We start from the raw sequence: 22,797 nt of genomic DNA, 5'->3' as shown, positions 1-22,797 counted from the left end.
CTGTGGACAACAAAGCGGAACCTGCTGTTCCTGTGGACAACCGCCTGGTTTCCCCAGCCTCCCCGGCACCATGGGACGATTCGTCGACCTCTCCCCTTTTCGCGCCGGATCACCGAATTCACCCCTCGTGCGCCTCAGGGTTTTCCACCCTTTCGCGACCGGTCCCGGAAAGCCGTGAAAACCACCCGGAATGGGGCAAAACCGCCCGAAGAGGAATATCGCGTCGAGTGATCGTGACGGTCAACGGTAGCCTGGGGGGGTGATTGACCTTCGCCTGCTTCGTGAGGACCCCGACCGTGTGCGCGCCTCCCAGCGCGCCCGTGGAGAGGACGTCGACATCGTCGACGCGCTGCTCTCCGCCGACGAGCGGCGCAGGTCGTCCGGCGTCCGCTTCGACGAACTCCGCGCCGAGCAGAAGGCGCTCGGCAAGCTGATCCCCAAGGCCACCGGCGACGAGAAGGCCGCGCTGCTGAAGAAGGCCGGCGAGCTGTCCGCCGCCGTCAAGGCCGCCGACGCCGAGCAGGACGAGGCCGCGGCGGAGGCCCAGCGCCTCCTGCTGGGCATCGGCAACCTCGTCCACCCCGACGTACCGCGCGGCGGCGAGGACGACTTCGTCGTCCTGGAGACCGTCGGCACCCCCCGCGACTTCGCCGCCGAGGGCTTCGAGCCCAAGGACCACCTGGAGCTCGGCCAGTCGCTCGGCGCGATCGACGTCGAGCGCGGCGCCAAGGTGTCCGGATCGCGCTTCTACTACCTCACCGGCGTCGGCGCGCTCCTGGAGCTCGCCCTCGTCAACGCCGCCATCGCCCAGGCCACGGCGGCCGGCTTCACCCCGATGCTCACCCCCGCGCTGGTCAAGCCGCGCGCCATGGAGGGCACCGGCTTCCTGGGCCAGGCCGCGCAGGACGTCTACCACCTGGAGAAGGACGACTTCTACCTGGTCGGCACGTCCGAGGTGCCGCTCGCCGCGTACCACATGGACGAGATCATCGACGCCTCGCAGCTCCCGCTGCGGTACGCCGGTTTCTCGCCCTGCTTCCGCCGCGAGGCCGGTACGTACGGCAAGGACACCCGGGGCATCTTCCGCGTCCACCAGTTCGACAAGGTCGAGATGTTCTCGTACGTCGCTCCGGAGGAGGCCGAGGCCGAGCACGCCCGGCTGCTGGAGTGGGAGAAGCAGTGGCTGACCAGCCTGGAGCTGCCGTTCCAGGTGATCGACACGGCCACCGGTGACCTCGGCGCCTCGGCCTCCCGCAAGTTCGACTGCGAGGCGTGGATCCCGACCCAGGGCAAGTACCGCGAGCTGACCTCGACGTCCAACTGCGACGAGTTCCAGGCCCGGCGGCTGTCCGTGCGGATGCGCGACGGCAAGAACGTCCGCCCGCTCGCCACGCTGAACGGCACGCTGTGCGCGGTGCCGCGCACGATCGTCGCGCTGCTGGAGAACCACCAGCAGGCCGACGGCACGGTCCGGGTGCCCGAGGTGCTCCGGCCGTACCTCGGCGGCCGCGAGGTCCTGGAGCCGGTCGCCAAGTGACGTCCGCGCCCCCGCCCCCGTACCGTCTCGTCGCCACCGACCTCGACGGCACGCTGCTGCGGTCCGACGAGACCGTCTCCGAGCGCACCCGCGCCGCCCTCGCCCTCGCGGCGGCGGCCGGAGCCGCGCACATCGTCGTCACCGGCCGCCCGGTCGCGTGGACGCGGCACATACTCGACGCGCTGGACTACCGGGGCCTCGCGGTGTGCGGGCAGGGCGCGCAGGTCTACCACGCGGGCGAGCACCGGCTGCTGACGTCGGTCACGCTCGACCGGCGGGTGGCCGCGCTGGCCGTGGAGAAGATCGAGGCCGAGACCGGCCCGCTCCACCTGGCCGCCTCCCGGGACGGGCTCGACGGCGACCTGCTGGTCACCGCCGGGTACCGGCTCCAGGAGGGGCCCCGGCCGCCCGTCCCGGTCACCGACCAGGCGGAGCTGTGGGCCGAACCGCTCAACAAGCTCTACCTCCAGCACTCGCGGCTCGGCGACGACGCCCTCGCGGACGCCGCGCGGGCCGCCGCGGGCGGGCTCGTGGACGTCACGATGGCGGGTGAGGGCATCGTCGAGCTGCTGCCGCTCGGGCTGAGCAAGGCGACCGGGCTGTCGCTGGCGGCCCGGCGGCTCGGGGTGAAGGCGTCCGAGACGATCGCCTTCGGCGACATGCCGAACGACATCCCGATGTTCGGGTGGGCGGGGTATGGCGTGGCCATGGCCGGCGCGCACGCGGAGCTCAAGGCTGTCGCCGACGAGGTGACGGCGGGCAACGACGAGGACGGCATCGCCGTCGTGGTGGAGCGGCTCTTCGGGTGAGGGGGGGGGTGTGCCCCGGTCCCGCCCTTTCACCGTTTCCTGGGGCTGCGCCCCAGACCCCTTTTCGCGGCTCCGCCGCTCGCCCGCAGGGCGCTTCGGGGGTGCGGGGGCGCAACCCCTGCAAGAAACGGTGAAAGGGCGGGACCGGGGCACCACCCGCCGAAGGCGAACGCTCACCGCCCCCAGCCACGCCGCCCCCGTACCAGCGGCCCGCACGCGAGGCCTACGCTCACCGCGACCGCGTGCCCCACATCCGTGAACGTGCCACCGGCGACCAGCGGCGTGGCGAAGAAGAGCACCAGCGCCACCAGCCACCCCCACCGCCAGGGCCGCGGGATCCGGTACGTGAGCAGGCCGGCCGCCGCGGCCAGGCCGTACGAGACCCCGATGTCCACCACGTGCCGCATCGCGCGCGACGCCGCGTGGTGCTCGATGGCGACGAGCAGCACCTCCTGGCTGATCAGAGTGGCCGCGATGTGCGCGACGCCGACGGTGAGCAGCCACCGCCACGTACCGGCCCAGCGCTCCACGTTGGCATGGACCAGCTCGAAGAGGACGGCGTAGAACAGGAACGACGAGGGCTTCTCGATCCAGAATCCGCTGATGAGCAGGGACTGGAGCGGGTGTTTGTTCAGCTCGTGGATGTTGCTGCTGGTGCGGTGGAGGAGGAAGGTCTCCAGCCCCTCGCTGGCCGCCGCGATGACGAGGCTGGTGACGCCGATGACGAGCAGCCAGATGTGGGTGCCGGGGGCGGAGCGGACCCAGGAGCGGACGAGGTCCCGGGCCTGGACCACCCCCCGTCCGTACCGGCGCACGCGGACGCGGACGGACCGTTGTCCGGAACCGGTTGCCTCCGGTTCGTCCCGTTCCATCACTCGACCGTAACCGAGGCGTTCCGGACCGGACAGCGGACGGCCGAGGGTGTCGGCGAGAGCCTCCAGGCGGCCGCACAGCCCGCGGGCCCGGGAGGCGGGTGCCTTCCGGGCCCGTTCGCGGTGCCGGTGCCGGTGTGGGAGGGGCTCACTCCGCGGTGGCCGGCCGCGGGGCGCGGAGCAGGGTGGTTACCGTGACGCAGAGGAGGGCGGTGAGGGCGGCGATGCCCCAGAGGACCGTGTGCCAGACGCCGGTGAACTGCTGGGCGAGGTGGGCGTGGTCCGGGCCCGCGAGGTGGCCGGAGGTGACGCGGGCGGCGAGGCCGGCGGAGCCGAGGCGGCTCTGGAGGAGGCTGAGCATCACCGCGCCCAGCGCGGCGATCATCATGGCCTGGCCGCCGCCGCGGACGGTGTTGAGGAAACCCGCCGCCGTGCCGGAGCGCTCCGGGTCGACGAGGCTCATGGCCTGGCCGTCGATGATGCCGTTGGCCAGTCCGGTGCCGATGCCGATCGTCAGCAGGGGGCCGGCCAGCGGGGCGACGCCGCCGCCCGGGGCGAGGACGGTCAGCCAGGCGTTGCCGGCGGCGACCAGCCCGATGGCCACGGTGATCACCAGGCGGGCGGGCACGCCCCGGTTCACCAACTGGCCGCTGACCAGCGGCGCGACGAGGACGGGGGCGGTCAGCAGCAGCATCGTCGTACCCGCCGCGCCCGCCGAGACGCCGTTCACGCCCTGGAAGTAGGTGGGCAGGTAGGTCAGCGTGCCGGCGAAGCCGACGGCTCCGGTCAGTCCGGCGAGCGTCCAGGCGAGGTAGCGGCGGTCGCGGACCAGGGTCAGGTCGAGGACGGGGTGCGGCGAGCGGCGCTGGAGGACCGCGAAGAGGGCGAGCAGGAGCGCGCCGGCGCCGAAGGAGGCCAGGACCAGCGGGTGCGACCAGCCGTTCTGCGGGCCCTGGGTGACACCGGTCATCACCAGGGCGAGCGCGGCGATGAACGTCACGGCGCCGGGCACGTCCAGGCGCGGCCGGACGGCCGCCCGCGACTCGGCGACGAGGAAGGTGCCGGCCAGCAGCACCGCTCCCACCACGGCGAACACCAGGAACCCGGACCGCCAGCCGAGACCGCCGACGAGCGCCCCGGAGATCGTCGGCCCGGCGGCCAGGCCGATGCCGCCGGTGGTGCCGAGGGCGGCGTACGCCTTGGTGCGGGCGGGGCCGGAGAAGGTGGTGGCCAGCAGCGCGCCGCCGCTCGCCATCACCCCGGCCGCGCCGAGGCCGGCGACCGCGCGGGCCGCGTCGAGGACGAGGACGTCGGTGGCGGTGGCGCTCAGCAGCAGGCCGGCCGTGAACAGGGCGGCTCCGGCGCGGTAGACGCGGCGGCGGCCGAAGAGGTCGGACAGCGCGCCGGTGACCAGCATGAAGCTGGACGCCGTCAGGAAGTAGCCGGTGACCGCCCACTGCAGGCTCGCGCCGGACGCCCCGAGGTCCGCGCCGATGTCCGGGAGCGCCACGGTGGTGCCGGACATCGACATGGCCAGGGTCAGCATGCCGAGCAGGACCAGCGCGAGGGTCACGGCCGGGCGGCGGGGGGCCTGGGAGGTGGTGATCGGTGCGGTGGCGATCGGGGCGGTGGTGTTCACGGTGGCGGCTTTCATGGCGGCGACGCTAGGTCCGCGGGGACCGCCGCCACATCTGCCGGACGACCGGGTTCGGCGGCCCGGTCACCCGTCACCGAGACCTGGTCATCCGACAGATGTGGGGGCGGGGGCCGGCTCCGTAGCGTTCTCGATGTCGCCGGGAGGCCGCCGATCGGCCGGCCGCCCCTCCCCTCCCACCGTCAAGGACGTGCCACTGTGAACACCGCTCCCCTCCGCCTCGCCGTCATCGTCGGTTCCACCCGTGAGGGCCGGTTCGGACCGACCGTGGCCGACTGGTTCGTCCGCGAGGCCCGCACCCACACCGGGTTCGAGGTGGACGTGATCGACCTGGCGGACGCCGGCATTCCGAACACCCTGTCCGGTGAGCCCACCCCCGAGGTCGCCGCGGTCACCCCGCGACTGGCCACTGCCGACGCCTTCGTGGTGATCACGCCCGAGTACAACCACTCGTACCCCGCCTCCCTCAAGGCCGCGATCGACTGGCACTTCCCCCAGTGGCAGGCCAAGCCCGTCGCCTTCGTCTCCTACGGCGGGGTGAGCGGCGGCCTGCGCGCCGTGGAGCACCTGCGGCAGGTCTTCGCCGAGCTGCACGCCGTCACCGTCCGGGACACGGTCAGCTTCCACATGGCCTGGGAGCGCTTCGACAAGGACGGCGAGCCGCTGGACGCGGCCGTGGTGAACGGTGCGGCCAAGCGCATGCTCGACCAGCTCGTCTGGTGGGGCCGCGCCCTGCGGCAGGCCCGCGACGAGGTGCCCTACACGGCCTGACCTCACCCCTTCGCACGGCTCTGACCAGCGGATACTGTGACCGGCATGCTTCATGGACGCTCCGGTGAACTCCGCACGCTCGACCGGCTCCTCGCCGACGCCCGCCAAGGGCGCAGCGGCGCCCTGCTGCTCCGCGGCGAGGCCGGCATCGGCAAGTCCGTGCTCCTCGACCACGCCGCCCGTGCCGCGCGGGAGGCCGGGATGCGGGTGCTGCGCGGCACCGGCGTCGAAGCGGAGGGTGAACTTCCGTACGCCGGGCTCCATTTGATGCTCTCCGGGGTGCTCGACCGCGTCGCCGGGCTGCCCGCGGCCCAGGCGGAGGCGCTGCGTTCCGCCTTCGGCATGGCGTCCGACGGCACTGGGGGCGACCGCTTCCTCGTCGGCCTCGCGGTGCTCACCCTCCTCGACGGTCTCGCGGAGGAAGGGCCGTTGCTGTGCGTCGTCGACGACGCACATTGGCTGGACCGGGAGTCGGCGGACGCCCTGCTGTTCGCCGTCCGCCGGCTCGGCGCCGAGCCCATCGCCGTCCTGCTGGCCGTCCGCGAGGACGACGCGCCCGCCTTCCCCGCTCCCGGTGTCCCCGAGCTGCGGCTCGGCGGACTGGACGCGGAGTCCGCCGGGGCGCTGCTGGACGAGTCCGCCGCCGGCCTGCCGCGGCACGCGCGCGAACTCGTTCTCAAGGAGGCCGCGGGCAATCCGCTCGCCCTGCGCGAACTCCCCACCGTCCAGGGCGAGGCGGAACGGTACGCCTCCCCGTACGGCATGGCCGCGCTGCCCCCGCACAGCAGGCTGCTGCGCGCGTTCACCACGGCCGTCGCGGCGCTGCCGGACCGCACCAGGTCCCTGCTCCTCGTCGCCGCGGCGGCGGGCGGGGCCGACCTCGCGACGGTGCTCGGCGCGGCGGAACGTTTCGACGCCTCCCTGGACGACCTCGAAGCGGCCGAACGCGCCCGGCTGCTGGGCCTCGTGGACGGCCGGCTCGCCTTCCGGCACCCGCTCGTGCGGACCGCCGTCTACCAGGACGCGCCGGCGAGCCGGCGGATCGCCGCGCACCGGGCGCTGGCCGACGCGCTCGCCGGCCGCCCCGACCAGGCGGACCAGCGGGCCTGGCACCTCGCCGCCGCGGCCACCGGACCTGACCCGGAGACCGCCCGGCTGCTGGAGGAGAGCGCCGAACGCGCCCGCGCGCGCGGCAGTTCGCGCGCCGTCGCCGCCGCGTACGAGCGGGCGGCCGAACTCACCCCGGACGCCGCCGGCCGCTGCCGCCGCCTCACGGCCGCGGCACGGGCCGCCGCGGACGCCGGGCGGCCGTCCCACGCGGAGGAGCTCGCGGGCCGGGCCGTGGCACTGGCGGACGGCCCCGACGCGCTGGCCGGCGCCGTACGGATCAAGGCCGAGGCCCTCGACGAACAGGGCCGCTCCCGGGACGCGTACGCGCTGCTCACGGGGGTCGTTCCGGACCTCGTCGGGGGCGTCCCGAGCCTCGTCGGGCAGGCATCGGGTGTTGCCGGGCACGCTTCGGGTGTCGCCGAGGCCGTCGCGGGCCCCGCCGGGGAGGCGTCGAGCGCCGCCAAGGCTGTCGCGGATCCCGCCTCGGGCCGCGCTGGGCAGGCATCGGGCCCCGCAGGGGCCGTCGCGGGCGCCAACCGGGTCGCCTCGGGCCCCGACCGGGACGCGGTGGAGCCGGCCGGGCACGCCTCCGAACTCGTCGGGGCCACCCCGGCCCCCGACCGGGTAGCCCCGGACTCCGGCCGGTACACCCCGGCCCCCGCCGGGCCCGCCCCCGACCTCGTCGGGCCGCTGCTCTTCCAGGCCGCGCAGGCCGCCTGGCACGCGGGTGACCAGGGGGCCCTCGACCGTACCGCCGTGCGGGCGGCCGAGTTGGGGGTGCCCGAGGCCGGGCGGATCGCGGCGCTGGCCCGGCTCGCGGCCGGGCAGCACCGGTGCGGCCCGGGCGACCCGGACGCCGGCGCCGACGCCGTCCGGCAGCTCATCGGCGCCGACGGGGAGTCGGCCGCGGACCTGCGGGAGGCGGTGCGCCTCGGCTGGTGGCACCTGTTCGCGGGCGACCTGCCGGCCGCGCGGGACCTGGCCGTCGGGCTGGAGCGGCGGTGCCGGGAGAGCGGTGCGATCGGCACCCTGGCCCTGGTGCAGATGCTCCTCGCCCGGGTCCGACTGCTCCTCGGCCTGCACCGGGAGGCGCTGGCCACCGCCACCGAGGGGATGCGCGTCGCCGAGGACACCGGGCACGCCCGCGTCCGCGTCCACCTGGCCACCGTCCTGGCCCAGCTCGCCGCCGTCCGGGGCGACGAGGAGGCCGTCCGCGAGCTGACCGCCGAGGCCCTGGCGCGGGGCGTGGCCCCCGGCACGGTGCACGCCGCCTGCGCCCTCGCCCTGCTCGACCTGGGCCTCGGCCGCACCGAGGCGGCCTTCGACCGGCTCTCCGCCGTCGCCGGCGGCCCCGACCGGCAGGGCGTCATCGGCAGCCTCCCCGACCTCGTCGAGGCCGCGGCCCGCCTGGACCGGCCGGAGGGCGGGCAGTCGGCCCTGGCCTGGTACGAACGGCACGCGGCGGCGTACCCGCGGCCGTGGACGGAGGCGGTCGCGGAGCGCTGCCGCGCGCTGCTGGCCCCCGACCCGGCCGCCGCGGGTTCCCGCTTCGTCCGCGCGCTGGAGCTGCACCGGGAGGGGGGTTCCGGCTTCGAGCGGGCCCGTACCGAGCTGCTCTACGGCGAGCACCTGCGCCGGCGGCGGCAGACGTCCGAGGCGCGGCCCCCGCTGCGGGCCGCGCTCGACACCTTCGACCGGCTGGGGGCGGTCGTCTGGGCGGAGCGGGCCCGCGCGGAGCTGCGCGCCTCCGGCGAGAGCCAGGGCGCGCCGGCCGCCGCGCCCGGTCTCCTCGACCGGCTCACGCCGCAGGAGGCGCAGGTGGCGCGGCTCGCGGCGGAGGGGCTGAGCAACCGGGACATCGGCGCGCGGCTGTTCATCAGCCCGCGGACGGCCGGGTACCACCTGTCCAACGTCTACCCGAAGCTGGGGATCAGCTCGCGGAGGGAACTGGTGCGGCTGGGGCTGTGACGCGGCCGGGGTGTGGGGCGGCCGGGCCGTGAGGCGGCCCGGCTGTGAGGCGGCCCGCCCCCGCCGCACGGAACGGCCGTCGCCGACTCGATAGGGAGGCGACGCGGCAGTTGTAGGATGACTGGGCAACCGGGTCACCCGGTGTGGGAAACGAAGCGGCAGCCGGAGGCAACCCCGTGGCACTACGAGCAGCAGGACGCCAGTCCCTCGTCGACACCGTCGTGGAGCAGCTCCGCGCCCAGGTCGCCGCGGGCGAGTGGCCGGTGGGCGAGCGCATCCCCACCGAGCACGCCCTCGCCGAGCAGCTCCAGGTGGGGCGGAACACCGTCCGCGAGGCCGTCCGCGTCCTGGTGCACGCGGGGATGCTGCGCTCCCGGCAGGGCGAGGGCACGTTCGTCGTGTCCACCTCCGACCCGGCGGAGATCATGCGCGGCGTGCAGCGCGCCGGCGTCCGCGACGTCCTGGAGCTGCGGATCGCGCTGGAGGCGGAGGCCGCCCGGCTGGCCGCCGTCCGGCACGAGCCCGCCGACCTGGAGCGGATGCGCGCCGCCCTGGACGCCCAGGCGGAGCTGGAGGACGACCACGGTCAGCCGGACGCCGGCAGCGTGGAGCTGTACGCGCACCACGACATCGAGTTCCACAAGGCCGTCGTGGAGGCGGCGCACAACACCGCGCTGACCGCCACGTACACCTGGTTCAGCAGTTCCGTGCGCGAGGCGCTGCTCACGGCGCTGGACGACCGGGAGATGCCGCGCATCATCCACGGCGACCACCACGCCGTCATGGAGGCCATCGCCTCCGGGGATCCCGAGGCGGCCGTCCGTGCCACGCGGGCGCTGCTCGAACGCCCCAAGCAGGCGGTCGAGGCGCTGCTGGCCGACCGGCGGCCGTGACCGCCGGGCGCACCTCCCCCGCGCCCGCCCCGCCACCCCCGAGCTCCACCCGAAAGGCACCACATGTCCGAATCGAGGCCCCAGACACCCCTCATAGCCGCCGAGGAGCCCTCCTCGGCGGCCCCCACCCCCACCGCCGTCCGCGCCCTGCGGGCGCACCCCGCGCTGGTCCTCGCGGGCATCGTCCTGGCGTCGCTGAACATGCGGGCCGCCCTCGCCGGCGTCTCCCCGCTCGTCGGCGAGATCAACGACCACTTCGGGCTGAACGCGACCGCGAGCAGCCTGGTCACGACCATTCCGCTGGTCTTCATGGGGCTCGGTTCGATCGCCGCGCCACGGCTGGCCCGGCGCTTCGGCACCGAGCCGGTGCTGTGCGCCGCGCTCGTCCTGCTCGGCGGCGGCATCCTGGTGCGCGTCGCCCCGCCGGTGGTGGCGCTGTTCGTGGGCGGCGCGCTGGTCGGCACGGCGATCGCCTTCCTCAACGTCCTGATGCCCGGCCTGATCAAGCGGGACTTCCCGGACCGGGCCGCGAGCATGACCGCCCTCTACTCGACGGCGATGATCCTCGGCGCCACCGTCTCGGCCGCCTGCGCGGTCCCGCTGGAGAACGCCCTCGGCGGCTGGCGCGGCTCGCTCGCCTCCTGGGCCCTGCTCGCCGCCGTCGCCGTCGTGGTGTGGATCCCGCAGGCGCTGATCGCCCGGCGCGGCGGCCACCACGTCACCGCCCCCACGGCCGGCGGGACCGCCGCCGAAGGCCCGAACCTGCTGCGTTCGGGGCTGGCCTGGCAGGTCACCCTGCTGATGGGCACCCAGTCGCTGATCGCGTACGTGTGCATCGCCTGGATGCCGACCGTCTTCACCGACCACGGCATGGACAAGGGCGAGGCGGGCCTCGTCTACGCCTTCTACACGCTGGTGCAGATGGCCGGTTCGTTCGTGGTGCCCGTCCTCGCCGGGCGGCTGCGCGACCAGCGGATGCTGGCCGTCGGCGTCGTCCTGCTGCTGGCCGGCGGGGCGACCGGGCTGCTGCTCGCGCCCGTCGCGGGCGCCTGGGTGTGGGCGACCATGATGGGCGTCGCCCAGGGCGGCACGCTGGGCCTGGCGCTGACGCTGATGGTGCTGCGCAGCCGTGACGCGCACACCGCGGCCCGGCTCTCCGGCATGGCACAGACCTGGGGTTATCTGCTCGCTTCCGTGGGCCCGTTCGCCGTCGGCGCGGTCCACCAGGCCACGGGTGGATGGGAGTTGCCGATTGGTGTGCTCCTCGTCGCCTGCCTGGCGCTGGTGTTCCTGGGTCTCGGTGCCGGGCGCGATCGGAAGATCTGAGACGTTGGGGGTGGGTGAGACCTGTTGTCATCCGTGAGGTGAGGGCGGTGGTCACCATGAGGTGAGCCCCGCTGCCACCCGTGAGGAGCGTGCGACCCGTGCCCACCCCGCCCCCGATCACCGTCCCGCCGAAGCTCGCCGAGCACCACGAGGAGCACAACCCCGAGCACGCCGCCGAGTGGATCGCGGGCCTGCCCGGCCTGGCGGCCGGCTTCCTCGACCGCTGGAACCTGCGGCCCGACGGGGAGCCGGCCCACGGCTACGTGGCGCTCGTCCTGCCCGTACGCCGGGAGGACGGCACCCCGGCGGCGCTCAAGCTCCAGCCCGTCGACGAGGAACGGGCCGGCGAGCCGCTCGCGCTGCGCGCCTGGTCCGGCCGGGGCGCGGTCCGGCTCCTCGAACACGACCCCGAGACGAGCACCATGCTGCTCGAACGCCTCGACCCCGCACGGTCGTTGGACGGCGTCGCGGACGCGGAAGCCGCGCTGCTCGCCCTCACCGGACTGCTGGCGCGGCTGCACACCGCTCCCGTGCCGGACGGCCTGCGGCACCTCGGCGACGTGGTCCGGGAGATGCTCGCCGCCGTACCGGAGGCCCTGACGGCCCTGGACGACGCGGACGAGCGCCGTCTTCTCGCCGACTGCGCCGAGGCCGTCCGTGAGGTGGCCGACGAGCCCGGCGACCGCCTGCTGCACTGGGACCTGCACTACGAGAACGTGCTCGCGCCGCTCCCCGGCACCGGCACCGCCGCCGACCGCGGGCCGTGGCTGGCCATCGACCCCGTGCCGCTCGTCGGCGACCCCTGCTTCGACCTGATGCCCGCGTTCGACAACCGCTGGGAGGACCTGGTCGCCACCGGGGACGTGGAACGGGCCGTACGCCGGCGCTTCGACCTGATGACGGACGTACTGAGCCTGGACCGGGGACGGGCGGCCCGCTGGACGCTGGCCCGCGCGCTCCAGAACTCGCTGTGGACCGTCGAGGACGGGGGTTCGCGGCTGGAGGAGGAACAGACGACTGTGGCACGGGCCTTGGCACGGTACGTGTGAGGCACCGCGGGCGCTGACGCGGTCCGTGCGAGGCACCGCGGCCCCTCCCCCGGCCGGAGCGTCCCTTATTCTTGATCGTTCGATCCAGAAACGCTACGGTAGCCGCATGGCGAGGACCCGGGAGTTCGACACCGAGGCGGCGGTGGGCCGCGCGATGGAGCTGTTCTGGACGCGCGGGTACGAGGCGACCTCGGTGCGCGACCTCACCCGGCACCTCGGGATCGGCCAGGGGTCCCTGTACGCGGCGTTCGGCGACAAGGACGGCCTGTACCGGGCCGCGTTGGAGCACTACCGCAGCACTTTCGCGGCGGCCGCCCTGAGCGGTCTCGAAGAGGGCGCGGACGCCCGCTCGGCGATCCGCGCGCTGCTGGTCGAGCGGATCCGGATCGCCGTCGAACACGGCGGTCGGGGCTGTCTGTTGGTCAACGCCGTCACCGAGCGCCTGCCCGAGGACCGGCCGACCCGCCGCGTCGTACGGGATGTGCTCGCCGCCAACCAGGAGGCGCTCGCCGACCTGCTGCGGGCGGCCGCCGAGCGCGGCGAGATCTCGGCGCGGCACGACGCGTACACCCTGGCCGGCTTCCTCGTCACGTTCCTCAACGGACTCCTCGTCTCCTCGAAGATCACTCCGGATGTCCGCGCCCTGGAACCTCTCGTGGAGGTCGCGCTGACCACGCTCGACTGACTTTTTCCCGCCCGGAATCCGTATCGGCCGATCCAGATAGGACAGCGGGCGATCCGGACAGGTCGCCGGAACGGGCCGCGGGCCCGGCCGAGCGGCACCGGGCATCGCAGACCGGAAGGCGGAACCATGATTCTCGACCATCACCAGGCGCCCGTCCGCACCGGCCGCGCCGCCGTCAACGGGACGAGCCTGCACTACCGGACGGCCGGATCCGGCCCGGCGGTCGTGCTGCTGCACGGTGTGCCGAAGACCGGTTACCACTGGCGGCACCTCGTCCCCCAGCTGACGCCGCACCACACCGTCGTCGTGCCCGACCTCCGCGGCCTCGGCGACTCCGCCCGTCCCGCGGACGGCTACGACTCCGCGACCATGAGCGACGACATCGCCGCGCTGATGGCCCACCTCGGGCACGACGCCTACAGCGTGGCCGGGGAGGACTGGGGCGCCGTGATCGGCTACCAGCTGGCCGCCCGGCACCGCGCTCACGTGCGCTCCCTGGTCTTCGCCGAAGCGCTGTTCCCCGGTTTCGGCTTCGAGGACCACGCCGCGCTCACCCACGAGAACGTCTCGGCCGGCATGCACTTCTGGCACCTGGGCTTCTACTTCCAGCCGGACGTGCCCGAGATGCTCATCGCCGGACACGAACGCGAACTGATCACCTACATGATCAAGAACGAGCGCAGCCACCCGGACAGCGCCACCCCGGACGCCATCGAGGAGTACGTGCGCTGCTACTCCATGCCCGGCGGCATCCGCGCCATGCTGTCGATCTACCGGGCGATGCTCGTCGACGCCGAGCAGAACCGGCTGGCGGCCCGGAACAAGCTGGACATCCCCGTGCTGGCCCTCGGCGGTTCGGCCTTCATCGGCGACCGCAACGAGTCCCAGATGCGGATGTTCGCGCACCGGGTCACCGGCCACGTCTTCGACGCCGGGCACGACCTCGCCGAGGAGGTACCCGACGAGATGGCGGAGGTCATGCTGCCCTTCCTGGCCGAGCACGCGTAGCCGAACGACCGGGGGGGACCACTGGGCCCGGGGCCCCCTCCTCTGCGGGAGGGGACCCGGCCGCCCTACTCCTCCCCCGCCAGCGTCAGCTTCCGCAGTTTCTCGCCCGCGTACCAGGTGGCGGCCACCGTCACCCCGGCGAGCAGCGCCAGTGCCACCGGGAGGCCCACGTCGGAGGAGATCGCGCCCGGAGCGGCGATCCGCTCGGCCAGGGACAGGGCCCACTGCTGGACGCTGAGCGTCCGCGCGCCCGGGACCAGGTTGCCGAACAGGGACTCCCAGATCAGCGCGTACACCAGGCCCGCGACCACCGCGTGCCGGGTGAGCGTCCCGAGCAGCAGGAAGAGGGCGCTGTAGGCGACGGAGGCGACGGCCGCGGCGATCGCGTACGCGAGGGCGATGTGCTGGCTGTCGCCGTTGAGGAGGAGGCCGGCGATCAGGGTCGGGACGGCGGAGAAGACGACCGTGACCCCGGTCGCGACGAGGAACTTGGTGAAGACGATCGTCGGGCGCTTCACCGGCTTGGCGAGGAGGTAGACGACCGAGCCGTCGTCGATCTCCGGGCCGATCGCGCCCGTTCCGGCGATGACGCCGATCAGCGGGACCATGGTGGCCAGCGCGAAGCCGCCCAGGACCTTGGTGGCCGTGTCGTCGTCGGCGCCGGTGAGCAGGCGGACCGCCGCCGAGATGATCAGCAGCAGGGCGGGGAGGGTGAAGAGGACGGCGGCCCTGCGGCGGCCGAGGAGTCCCCGGTAGGTGAGCCGGGCGACGGTCGGGTGGTAGAGGGAGTGCATGGGTTCGGCGCCTCCTTTCAGGATGCTCAGGCCGCGACGAGGTAGGAGAAGACCGATTCCAGGGACTCGTCGGAGGGCGAGACCGTGAGGAGGCGGATGCCGTGCGCGCGGGCCACGGCCGGGAGCAGGGTGGTGAACCGGCCGAAGTCCACGGCCTGGACGCGCAGCGCGCCCTCCTGGACGTCCACCTCGATGCCGGAGGTCGACGGGTCGGCGATGAGCGCGGCGGCGAGGGCGCGGTCATCGCTGGAGCGGACGAGGTAGCGGTGCGGCCGGTTGGTCATCAGCCGGCGGATCTTGCGGAAGTCGCCGGACGCGGCGTGCCGTCCGGCCACCACGACCTCGATGTGCGCCGCGAGCTGTTCGACCTCCTCCAGGATGTGCGAGGAGAACAGCACCGACCGCCCCTCGGCCCCCATCCGCCGCAGCAGATCCATGAGTTGCATGCGCTGCCGGGGGTCCATGCCGTTGAACGGCTCGTCGAGCAGCAGCACGGACGGGTCGTGGACCAGGGCGGACGCCATCTTGACGCGCTGCCGCATGCCCTTGCTGTACGTGGAGATCCTGCGGTCCTGCGCGTACTCCATCTCGACCGTGGCCAGCGCCCGGCGGGCCGCCGCGTCGGGCAAGCCGTGGAGCTCGGCGTTGGCGCGGACGAACTCCAGCCCGGTGAGGAAGTCGTACATCGCCTCGCGCTCGGGGACGACGCCGATGTGCCGGTAGATCTCCTCGTTGCCCCAGATGACCGTCCCGTCGAGGGTGACCGTGCCGGTGGAGGGGGCGAGGAAGCCGCCCATCATGTTGATGAGCGTGGACTTCCCGGCGCCGTTGGGGCCCAGCAGGCCGGTGACGCCGGGGCCGATGGTCATGGAGACGTCGTTGACGGCCACCACGTTGCCGAACCAGCGGGAGACGTTGTCGATGCGGATCTCGCTCATGGGCGCGGCCCGTTCCTTCGGAGGCGTGCGGGGTGGCGGTCGGGCGATGGGCGGGCGCTGGTCACAGACCCGCCTTCCGGTAGCGGCGCATGAGGAGGGCGTACGAACCGGCGATCAGGCTCAGGACCACCAGCAGGTAGACGGCTCCCGCGCCGGCGCCCGGGCCGTGGCCGCCGGGGAAGCTGGAGGTGGCGTCGAGGAACGCCGTCTGCACGCCGTCGATCAGGGTGATCGGCGAGAACAGGCCCAGCCAGCCGATGACGTCGGTGTTGTCCCGGGCGTAGGCGATGCCCTGGACGGTGCTCACGGCGCCGTACGAGATGGTCAGGACGGCGATCACGGCGGCGACGCCGAAGCCGCGGCGCGGGGTGAGCGCGGCGACGACCAGGCCGAGACCGGCGAAGAGGAGGGACAACAGGGCCACGGAGACCAGTCCTTGGGCGAAGGCTTTCGTCTGGGCGGCGAAGTCGAGCTTCGCGAGCAGGGCGCCCACGTAGAGGATCAGCAGGGGCGCCGCGGTGAGCAGGAACACCGCCGAGGCCAGCGCGGCGTACTTGGCGAGCACGTAGTCGACGCGCTCCACCGGGCGGGAGAAGTAGAGCGGGACCGTCCGGAAGCGCAGGTCCCGGGAGACGGCCTGCGGCGCCTGGGCGGCGAGGTACAGGCCCACGACGGCCTGGAGGAGGATCGCGTACCGCGTGTACTCCACCGGCAGTTCGTCCATCTTGGTGGTGATCGCGACGGCGACGATGATCGCGGCCGGTACGCACATCACGGCGAACAGCGTCATCGGCAGGACCTTGGACTTGGCCGAGCGGCCCAGTCCGTACGCGCCGCGCAGGCTCTGCGACCAGAGCGCCCGGCGGGCGTAGCCGCGGCCCAGGCGGGGGCCGGTGTACGGCCGGTAGCCGATGTTGTGGATCACGTCCTGGGCGGGCGTGGCCGTGGTCTCAGGCGGCATGGGTGGTGCCCCGTTTCTGCGCGCTTCCGCGGTTCGCGTCATCGAAGTCGGTACCGGCGGCGGGCTGGAACACCTCCGCGATGCGGTGCCGGCGCTGCTCCATCCGCACCAGGCCGAGCCCGAGCCCGGCCACGGCGTCGCGCACGACGTCGTACGTCTCGTCGCCGGCGACGTCGACGAGCAGGACGTGCCCGCCGCCCGCCCCCGCGTACCCGGCACCGCTTTCGAGGCCGCCGGCCGCCCGGACCGCGAGACCGGCGGCGGTGAGGGCGGCGCCGAGGGCGGCCGTCCCGTCCGGGTGGGCGTCGGTGTCCGTGACCTCGACCGCGAGGGAACCGGTGGCCTGGGTGAAGTCGCTGGTGGCGGAGGAGCGCAGCAGCCGGCCGCCGTCGATGACGACGACGTGGTCGCAGGTGCGCTCCAGCTCGCCGAGCAGGTGGGAGGTGACCAGCACCGAGATGCCGAAGTCGGTGTGGACCCGGCGGATGAGGGCGAGCATCTCGTCGCGGCCGACGGGGTCGAGGCCGTTCGTCGGCTCGTCCAGCAGCACCAGGCGCGGGTCGTGGACCAGTGCCTGGGCCAGCTTCACCCGCTGCTTCATGCCCGTGGAGTAGCCGCCCATCGGGCGGTAGCGCTCCTCGTAGAGGCCCACGTGGCGCAGAGTGTCCGCGGTGCGCTCGCGCGCGGCGGCCGGCGGCAGCCCGGACATCCGGGCCATGTGCACGACGAACTCGGTGGCCGAGACGTCGGGCGGCAGGCAGTCGTGCTCCGGCATATAGCCGACCCGCTCCCGGATGGCCGCGCCCTCGGTGGCCACGTCCAGGCCCAGCACCCGCGCGCGGCCCTCGGTGGCCGGGGAGAGCCCCAGCAGGATCTTGATCAGCGTCGACTTGCCGGCCCCGTTGGCGCCCACCAGGCCGGTCACGCCGGGGGTGATGTCGACGGAGAGCCGGTCGAGCGCGGTCACCTTGGGGTACCGCTTGCCGAGGCTTTCGGTGGCGATCACTGTCACGTCAACGACGGTAGTGGCGCGGACCACATCGGGCGTCAGTCTGGATGACGGCTTCGGTGTAGTCCTCGGGTCTGACCGTCCCGTAGGGGATGGGCCGAAAGTACGGAGCCGGACATCAGGGACACGCGAGCGGATGTCGGGGACGCGCGACCGGGTGTCGGGGGCACCTTGCGTCCCACCCCTTGACGCCGCCTCCGAATATTGTCACATTCATCGATGTCAACTTCCGCACCGGCAGGGACGGTTGCGTCATGAAGACCGGAGCGTCACCGCACGTCACAGAGGACCTGGCCGGCTTCCGGGAGGTGCAGCGCCTCGCCTACGCCTGCGCCGAGGCCGTCGCCGCCCAGCTCGTCCCCGGGATGACCGAGCGCGACGCCGCCCGGCTGCAGCGGGAGTGGCTGCGGCGGCGTGGGGTGCGCGACTGGTTCCACCTGCCCTTCGCCTGGTTCGGCGACCGCACGGCCTTCACCGGCTTCCGGGTGCCCACCCAGTTCTTCCCGTCGGGGCGGCGGCTGGCGCCCGGGATGCCGTTCGTCCTGGACCTCGCGCCGGTGTACCGGGGCTACACCGCCGACGTCGGCTACTCCGGCTGCCTCGGCCCGGACCCGCTGCACGCCCGGATGCTCGACGACCTCCTCGACCACCGCGACCTCGTCCTGCGCGGCGTCCGCGAGCGCCGCCCGCTGCGCACGGTCTACGAGGACGTCGACCGGCTCATGATGCGCCAGGGGTACGCCAACCGGCACCGCGCCTATCCCTTCGGGGTGATCGCCCACAAGGTCGGCCGGGTCCGGGACCGGCGCCGGTCGCCACGAGTCCTGGGCTTCGGCACCCAGGCGCTGAAGGGGCTCGCCTCCGACGCGCTGCACGGGCACCGGGAGGGCTGGTCGCCGCTGTGGAGCCCGTACCGGTTCTCCGACCACCCGCCCGCCCCCGGGCTGTGGGCGGTCGAGCCGCACCTCGGGTTCCGGGGGACGGGCGTGAAGTTCGAGGAGCTGCTGGTGGTGACCGACTCGCGGGATCCGGAGGAGAGCGCGTTCTGGCTGGACGACGATCTTCCCCATGTACGGCGACGGCAAGCGGTGGGACGGGACGGACAGGAGGGAACCGGACGATGAACGCCTTCGGCACGGAGCTCGACGGGGCGCGGGAGCGGCGGGTGCGGTCGGGCGGGGTCGAACTGTGCGTCGCCGAACTGGGCGACACCACCGACCCCACCGTCGTCCTCCTCCACGGCTACCCGGACAGCAAGGAAGTGTGGGCGCCGGTCGCACGACGCTTGCAGGAACGTTTCCACGTCGTGCTCTACGACGTCCGCGGCTGCGGCCGGTCCACGGCGCCCAGCCCGCTGCGCGGCGGCTTCACCCTGGAGAAGCTGACCGACGACTTCCTCGCCGTCGTGGACGCGGTGAGCCCCGACGCCCCCGTGCACCTGGTCGGCCACGACTGGGGATCCGTACAGGGCTGGGAGTTCACCACCGTCCGCCGCACCGAGGGGCGCATCGCCTCCTTCACGTCCGTCTCAGGACCCTCGCTCGACCACTTCGGCCACTGGATCAAGGAGCGCGCCACCCGGCCCACCCCGCGCCGCGCCGCCCAGCTGCTCGGCCAGGGCGCCCGGTCCTGGTACGTGTACGCGCTGCACACGCCCGTCCTGCCGGAGGCGGCCTGGCGCGGACCGCTCGGGAAGCGGTGGCCGGACGTACTGGAACGGTCCGAGAAACTGCCGAAGGGCCCGTACCCGACCGCGTCCCTGCCCACCGATGCCGCGCACGGCGCCTGGCTCTACCGCGACAACGTGCGGGAGCGGACGCGCCGTCCGCGCCCCGACGCGTACGCGCACGCCCCGGTGCAGCTCGTCACGCCCACCGACGACGCGTTCCTCTCCGAGCGGCTCTACGACGGCCTGGAGCGCTGGGCACCCGGCCTGGTGCGGCGCACGGTGCGCGCGGGGCACTGGGTGCCGCGCACCCGGCCGGGGCAACTTGCCGCCTGGATCACCGAGTTCGTCGACCGACAGGAGGACGGCACGACGGCCGGCCCGGTCCGCCGTCCCCTGTCCGCCGCCGGAAAGGACGGCGCGCGGCGGTACGGGCAGCGCTTCGCCGGTCGGCTCGTCCTGGTGACGGGCGCCGCGAGCGGCATCGGCCGGGCCACCGCCTTCGCCTTCGCCGAGGCGGGCGCCCGGATCGTCGCGGTGGACCGGGACGCGGAGGGCGCGGCCCGCACCGCCGAGCTCGCCCGGCTGCTCGGCGCGCCCGGCGCGTGGGCCGAATGCGTCGACGTCTCCGACGAGGCGGCCATGGAGAAGCTGGCAGCGCGCACGGCCGAGGCCCACGGCGTGGTGGACGTCCTGGTCAACAACGCGGGGATCGGCGTCGCCGGGGCGTTCCTCGACACGCCGCCGGAGGCGTGGCGGAAGGTCCTGGACGTCAACCTGTGGGGCGTGCTGCACGGCTGCCGCCTCTTCGGCCGGCAGATGGCCGAGCGCGGCGAGGGCGGCCACATCGTCAACACCGCGTCCGCCGCCGCCTTCCAGCCCTCCCGGACGCTGTCCGCCTACAGCACCTCCAAGGCGGCGGTGCTGATGCTCTCCGAGTGCCTGCGCGCCGAACTCGGCGACCGCGACATCGGGGTCACCGCCGTCTGCCCCGGCTTCGTCGCCACGGGCATCACGTCCGCCACCTTGTTCACCGGCGTCCCGGAGGAGGAGCAGCGTCGGCTGCGGGAGCGGACCACCCGGCTGTACGGGCGGCGCAACTACCCGCCGGAGCGGGTCGCCGACGCGATCCTGCGGGCCGTCCACGACGACCTGCCCGTCGTCCCCGTCACCCCCGAGGCGCACGGCCTCCGCCTGCTCGCCCGCTTCGCGCCCCGCCTGCGCCGGGCCGTCGCCCGGGCCGAGCCCCGGCTCTGACGCGGCCACCGACCCACCTCTTCGAAGGAGGCTCCCCCATGGCCACCGAGCACCACCCCATCACCCCCCGGCGCGTCTCCTTCGACTGGCGGGAGACGCCGCTGCACTGGATCCCCGACGAGCCGACGGCCACCCACGTCATCAACGTGCTGCACCTGCTGCTGCCGGCCGGCGAGCGGTGGTTCGTCAAGGTCTTCAAGGAGGCCCTGCCGCTGGTCCGGGACCCCGAACTGCTCAAGGACGTCAAGGGGTTCATGGGCCAGGAGGCCACCCACAGCGTCCAGCACTCCTACGTCCTCGACCACCTCGCCCACCAGAAGCTGGACACCGGCCCGTACACCAGACAGGTCGACTTCCTCTTCGACGTGCTGCTCGGCGAGCGCCCGCCGTTCGGGCTGCCGGTCTCCGAGCGGGAGTGGCTGCGGTTCCGGCTGTCGGTGATCGCGGCGGTGGAGCAGTTCACCGCCGTCCTCGGCGACTGGGTGCTGCGGGCCGACGCCCTCGACGCCGCCCGGCCCGACCCGGTCATGCTCGACCTGCTGCGCTGGCACGGCGCCGAGGAGGTGGAACACCGTTCCGTGGCCTTCGACATGTACCAGCACTGCGGTGGCGACGAGCCGGGGCGCTACGCCCGCCGCGTCCTCGGCATGGCGATCACCGCGCCCATCCTGACGTACCTGTGGGGACGCGGCGCGGCCTATCTGATCCGGCACGACCCCCGGCTCGCCAAGCGGCTCCGGTACACGCTGCGGCACCACAAGCGGGCCGTCGACAAGGGGCTGCTGCCCACCTGGGGCGAGCTGGGCGCGGCCATCCCGCGCTACCTCAGGCGCTCCTACCACCCTTCCCAGGAAGGGTCGTTGAGCAGGGCCGTCGCCTACCTGGCGGCCTCGCCCGCGGCGAGCCGGGGGCGGGCGCCGGGCGGCGCGGTCGCGTCGTAGAGTGACGCGTGGTGTCTGTGAGGAGTACCCCGTGAGCGAACCGCCGGCGTACCGGATCGAGGACCTGGCCCACCTCAGCGGCGCCACGGTCCGTACGATCCGCGCCTACCAGGACCGGGGCCTCCTCCCCAAGCCCGAGCGGCGCGGCCGGGCGAACGTCTACGGCGACGCCCACCTGGAACGGCTCCGACGCATCGGCGACCTGCTGGAACGGGGCTACACCCTCGCCAGCATCAAGGAACTGCTCGACGCCTGGGACGCCGGGCGGGGGCTCGGCGGGATCCTCGGGCTCGTCGCGGAGGTGGACGGGCCGTGGTCGGACGAGCGGACCGGCCGCGTCACCCGCGCCGACCTGGTCGAACGGTTCGGGGGCGGGCCGGACGACGCCGCCGTCGAGGACGCCGTGGAGCTGGGCGTCCTCGAACCGGTGCCGGGCGCTCCGGACACCTTCCTGGTCCCGAGCCCGCAGCTGCTCGCCGTCGCCGCCGAACTGCACGCCTCCGGCGTCCCCCTGCGGGCCATCCTCACCCACCTGCGGGAGGTCCGCGCCCAGGTCGAGCACCTCGCCGGCCGCTTCCTCGACTTCACCACCGAGCACGTCTTCCGGCCGTACCTCGACCACGCGCCGACCGAGGAGGAGGCGGAACGGGCCGCCGCCCTCGTCCGCCGGCTGCGGCCGCTCGCCCAGCAGACCGTGGACGCCGAACTCGCCCGCGCGATGCGGCTGCTGGCCGTCCGGAACCTGCGGCGCCACCTGGGCGAGGTCACCGGCGGCGCGCCCGCGGGCGCGGCGGCCGAGGCGCGGGCCGCGGTGGAGCTGCCCGCCGCGACGGTGGACGCGGTACGGGAGCTGGTCGGCCCGGACGGCGTGGGGGCCTTCGTGGCCGCGGCGGCGGAACGGGAGGTGCGGGCACGGGCGATGGACGGCCTGGCCGAGCGGCACCGGGCGTAGTCCCGCTACAGGCCCGGCGCGCCCCACACGGGGAACCAGCGGCTCAGGTCCTCCTCGATCCGCAGGTCGTCGGCGAGCAACGCCCGCGCCTGGAGCTCCAGTTCGTGATCGCGTCGCTCCCGGCCGCCCTCGATGGGCGCGAAGGGGTAGAACGTGCCGCGCTTGTAGAGGTAGACGAGGGCGAGCGGGCGCCCGCGCCCGTCCCGGAAGCCCAGCAGCGAGCAGAGCAGCTGGGGCCCGAACCCGGCGTCCTCCAGCAGCGTGTTGACCGCGTGCAGGTCGTTGACCAGGGCCGGGACGTCGTCGGGCGGCTCCTGGGCGAGCAGCCAGGTGTACCCGTAGGGGTCCCGCAGGAACTCGACGGGCGTCCCGCCGCGCGCGGTGTCCGCGTCGAGCAGCCGCCGGACGTCCTCGCGCAGCGCGTCGAAGGCTCCGCCCTCCACGCTGGCGAAGCAGACGGAGCCGCGCCCGGTCGGCTCCAGCCCGGCACCGGCCCGGAGCGTCAGGGCGGCGGACGGCAGGGCGAAGAGGCGGTCGAGGTCGGGGCGGACGGGCTTGGTGCGCCCGAGGATCACGTCCAGGAGGCCCATGGGTCGC

General features: G+C 74.0%; 20 protein-coding genes. 13 read left to right on the top strand and 7 right to left on the bottom strand.

All coding sequences use genetic code 11. The features are described from left to right. Positions 1 to 259 precede the first annotated feature (259 nt). On the top strand, positions 260 to 1,537 hold the full coding sequence (gene serS, locus J7W19_RS16685; RefSeq protein ID WP_004954109.1) for a serine--tRNA ligase: 1,278 nt from the start codon (positions 260 to 262) through the stop codon (positions 1,535 to 1,537). Next, complete coding sequence (locus J7W19_RS16680) at positions 1,534 to 2,346, top strand: HAD family hydrolase (protein ID WP_004954107.1); 813 nt, start codon at positions 1,534 to 1,536, stop codon at positions 2,344 to 2,346. The genes serS and J7W19_RS16680 overlap by 4 nt, the downstream gene beginning before the upstream one ends. A 173-nt stretch (positions 2,347 to 2,519) precedes the next feature. Here the strand turns inward: J7W19_RS16680 and J7W19_RS16675 are convergent, their stop codons facing one another. Both J7W19_RS16675 and J7W19_RS16670 read right to left on the bottom strand, forming a co-directional pair. After that, positions 2,520 to 3,218 carry a rhomboid-like protein gene (locus tag J7W19_RS16675; protein WP_004950141.1) on the bottom strand — a complete coding sequence of 233 codons (699 nt, stop codon included), beginning with the start codon at positions 3,216 to 3,218 and terminating at the stop codon, positions 2,520 to 2,522. A gap of 148 nt (positions 3,219 to 3,366) precedes the next feature. Further along, entirely contained in the window at positions 3,367 to 4,872 is a 1,506-nt protein-coding gene (locus J7W19_RS16670) for an MFS transporter (RefSeq protein ID WP_004950143.1), read from the bottom strand. Between the two features lie 198 nt (positions 4,873 to 5,070). Between J7W19_RS16670 and J7W19_RS16665 the strand changes: the two genes are divergently transcribed. The 7 genes from J7W19_RS16665 (at position 5,071) to J7W19_RS16635 (ending at position 13,682) form a co-directional block, all read left to right on the top strand. Next, positions 5,071 to 5,643, top strand: a complete 573-nt coding sequence (locus J7W19_RS16665; RefSeq protein ID WP_004950145.1) for an NADPH-dependent FMN reductase — start codon at positions 5,071 to 5,073, stop codon at positions 5,641 to 5,643. 45 nt (positions 5,644 to 5,688) lie between these two features. After that, on the top strand, positions 5,689 to 8,721 hold the full coding sequence (locus J7W19_RS16660) for a helix-turn-helix transcriptional regulator (protein WP_040891415.1): 3,033 nt from the start codon (positions 5,689 to 5,691) through the stop codon (positions 8,719 to 8,721). Between the two features lie 176 nt (positions 8,722 to 8,897). Beyond that, positions 8,898 to 9,614, top strand: a complete 717-nt coding sequence (locus J7W19_RS16655; protein WP_040891417.1) for a FadR/GntR family transcriptional regulator — start codon at positions 8,898 to 8,900, stop codon at positions 9,612 to 9,614. Between the two features lie 63 nt (positions 9,615 to 9,677). Then, a complete protein-coding gene (locus J7W19_RS16650) occupies positions 9,678 to 10,940 on the top strand; it encodes a CynX/NimT family MFS transporter (protein WP_004950152.1) in 1,263 nt (420 codons plus the stop codon). A 98-nt stretch (positions 10,941 to 11,038) separates the two neighbouring features. Next, the gene (locus J7W19_RS16645) at positions 11,039 to 11,989 is read left to right on the top strand and encodes an aminoglycoside phosphotransferase family protein (protein WP_004950155.1); all 951 of its coding nucleotides are present in this window, start codon (positions 11,039 to 11,041) and stop codon (positions 11,987 to 11,989) included. Positions 11,990 to 12,095: 106 nt separating this feature from the next. Beyond that, entirely contained in the window at positions 12,096 to 12,674 is a 579-nt protein-coding gene (locus tag J7W19_RS16640; RefSeq protein ID WP_004950157.1) for a TetR/AcrR family transcriptional regulator, read from the top strand. 126 nt (positions 12,675 to 12,800) lie between these two features. Further along, on the top strand, positions 12,801 to 13,682 hold the full coding sequence (locus J7W19_RS16635) for an alpha/beta fold hydrolase (RefSeq protein WP_004950160.1): 882 nt from the start codon (positions 12,801 to 12,803) through the stop codon (positions 13,680 to 13,682). Positions 13,683 to 13,747: 65 nt separating this feature from the next. On the opposite strand, the gene J7W19_RS16630 is transcribed toward J7W19_RS16635, so the two are convergent. The 4 genes from J7W19_RS16630 to J7W19_RS16615 form a co-directional block, all read right to left on the bottom strand. Further along, positions 13,748 to 14,476, bottom strand: a complete 729-nt coding sequence (locus J7W19_RS16630) for an ABC transporter permease (protein ID WP_004950162.1) — start codon at positions 14,474 to 14,476, stop codon at positions 13,748 to 13,750. 26 nt (positions 14,477 to 14,502) lie between these two features. Continuing rightward, on the bottom strand, positions 14,503 to 15,414 hold the full coding sequence (locus J7W19_RS16625) for an ABC transporter ATP-binding protein (RefSeq protein WP_004950164.1): 912 nt from the start codon (positions 15,412 to 15,414) through the stop codon (positions 14,503 to 14,505). 61 nt (positions 15,415 to 15,475) lie between these two features. After that, positions 15,476 to 16,375: an ABC transporter permease gene (locus tag J7W19_RS16620; protein ID WP_004950165.1), complete on the bottom strand. Its 900-nt coding sequence runs from the start codon at positions 16,373 to 16,375 to the stop codon at positions 15,476 to 15,478. After that, a complete protein-coding gene (locus J7W19_RS16615; protein WP_004950167.1) occupies positions 16,365 to 17,381 on the bottom strand; it encodes an ABC transporter ATP-binding protein in 1,017 nt (338 codons plus the stop codon). The genes J7W19_RS16620 and J7W19_RS16615 overlap by 11 nt, the downstream gene beginning before the upstream one ends. A gap of 257 nt (positions 17,382 to 17,638) precedes the next feature. Here J7W19_RS16615 and J7W19_RS16610 point away from each other — a divergent pair, with 257 nt between their 5' ends. The 4 genes from J7W19_RS16610 to J7W19_RS16595 are packed head-to-tail and all read left to right on the top strand — an operon-like array spanning position 17,639 to position 22,200. Continuing rightward, positions 17,639 to 18,508, top strand: a complete 870-nt coding sequence (locus tag J7W19_RS16610) for a M24 family metallopeptidase (RefSeq protein WP_004950168.1) — start codon at positions 17,639 to 17,641, stop codon at positions 18,506 to 18,508. After that, positions 18,505 to 20,307, top strand: coding sequence for an SDR family oxidoreductase (locus J7W19_RS16605; protein WP_004950170.1), 1,803 nt, complete (start codon positions 18,505 to 18,507; stop codon positions 20,305 to 20,307). Before J7W19_RS16610 ends, J7W19_RS16605 begins: the two co-directional genes overlap by 4 nt. 38 nt (positions 20,308 to 20,345) lie before the next feature. Then, positions 20,346 to 21,248: a metal-dependent hydrolase gene (locus J7W19_RS16600; protein WP_004950173.1), complete on the top strand. Its 903-nt coding sequence runs from the start codon at positions 20,346 to 20,348 to the stop codon at positions 21,246 to 21,248. Positions 21,249 to 21,279: 31 nt separating this feature from the next. After that, on the top strand, positions 21,280 to 22,200 hold the full coding sequence (locus J7W19_RS16595) for a MerR family transcriptional regulator (protein ID WP_004950174.1): 921 nt from the start codon (positions 21,280 to 21,282) through the stop codon (positions 22,198 to 22,200). Positions 22,201 to 22,205: 5 nt separating this feature from the next. On the opposite strand, the gene pspAB is transcribed toward J7W19_RS16595, so the two are convergent. Continuing rightward, entirely contained in the window at positions 22,206 to 22,790 is a 585-nt protein-coding gene (pspAB, locus tag J7W19_RS16590; RefSeq protein ID WP_004950177.1) for a PspA-associated protein PspAB, read from the bottom strand. Positions 22,791 to 22,797 lie beyond the last annotated feature (7 nt).

The sequence above is a fragment of the Streptomyces mobaraensis NBRC 13819 = DSM 40847 genome (genome assembly GCF_017916255.1).
GTDB lineage: Bacteria > Actinomycetota > Actinomycetes > Streptomycetales > Streptomycetaceae > Streptomyces > Streptomyces mobaraensis.
This window is presented reverse-complemented; position numbering and strand designations above follow the sequence as displayed.

Excerpts from the sequence above, each read along its gene's own strand:
- J7W19_RS16675 (WP_004950141.1), bottom strand. The coding sequence starts at position 3,218 with ATGGAACGGGACGAACCGGAGGCAACCGGTTCCGGACAACGGTCCGTC.
- J7W19_RS16670 (WP_004950143.1), bottom strand. The coding sequence starts at position 4,872 with ATGAAAGCCGCCACCGTGAACACCACCGCCCCGATCGCCACCGCACCG.
- J7W19_RS16660 (WP_040891415.1), top strand. The coding sequence starts at position 5,689 with ATGCTTCATGGACGCTCCGGTGAACTCCGCACGCTCGACCGGCTCCTC.
- J7W19_RS16650 (WP_004950152.1), top strand. The coding sequence starts at position 9,678 with ATGTCCGAATCGAGGCCCCAGACACCCCTCATAGCCGCCGAGGAGCCC.
- J7W19_RS16640 (WP_004950157.1), top strand. The coding sequence starts at position 12,096 with ATGGCGAGGACCCGGGAGTTCGACACCGAGGCGGCGGTGGGCCGCGCG.
- J7W19_RS16635 (WP_004950160.1), top strand. The coding sequence starts at position 12,801 with ATGATTCTCGACCATCACCAGGCGCCCGTCCGCACCGGCCGCGCCGCC.
- J7W19_RS16630 (WP_004950162.1), bottom strand. The coding sequence starts at position 14,476 with ATGCACTCCCTCTACCACCCGACCGTCGCCCGGCTCACCTACCGGGGA.
- J7W19_RS16625 (WP_004950164.1), bottom strand. The coding sequence starts at position 15,414 with ATGAGCGAGATCCGCATCGACAACGTCTCCCGCTGGTTCGGCAACGTG.
- J7W19_RS16620 (WP_004950165.1), bottom strand. The coding sequence starts at position 16,375 with ATGCCGCCTGAGACCACGGCCACGCCCGCCCAGGACGTGATCCACAAC.
- J7W19_RS16610 (WP_004950168.1), top strand. The coding sequence starts at position 17,639 with ATGAAGACCGGAGCGTCACCGCACGTCACAGAGGACCTGGCCGGCTTC.
- J7W19_RS16605 (WP_004950170.1), top strand. The coding sequence starts at position 18,505 with ATGAACGCCTTCGGCACGGAGCTCGACGGGGCGCGGGAGCGGCGGGTG.
- J7W19_RS16600 (WP_004950173.1), top strand. The coding sequence starts at position 20,346 with ATGGCCACCGAGCACCACCCCATCACCCCCCGGCGCGTCTCCTTCGAC.
- pspAB (WP_004950177.1), bottom strand. The coding sequence starts at position 22,790 with ATGGGCCTCCTGGACGTGATCCTCGGGCGCACCAAGCCCGTCCGCCCC.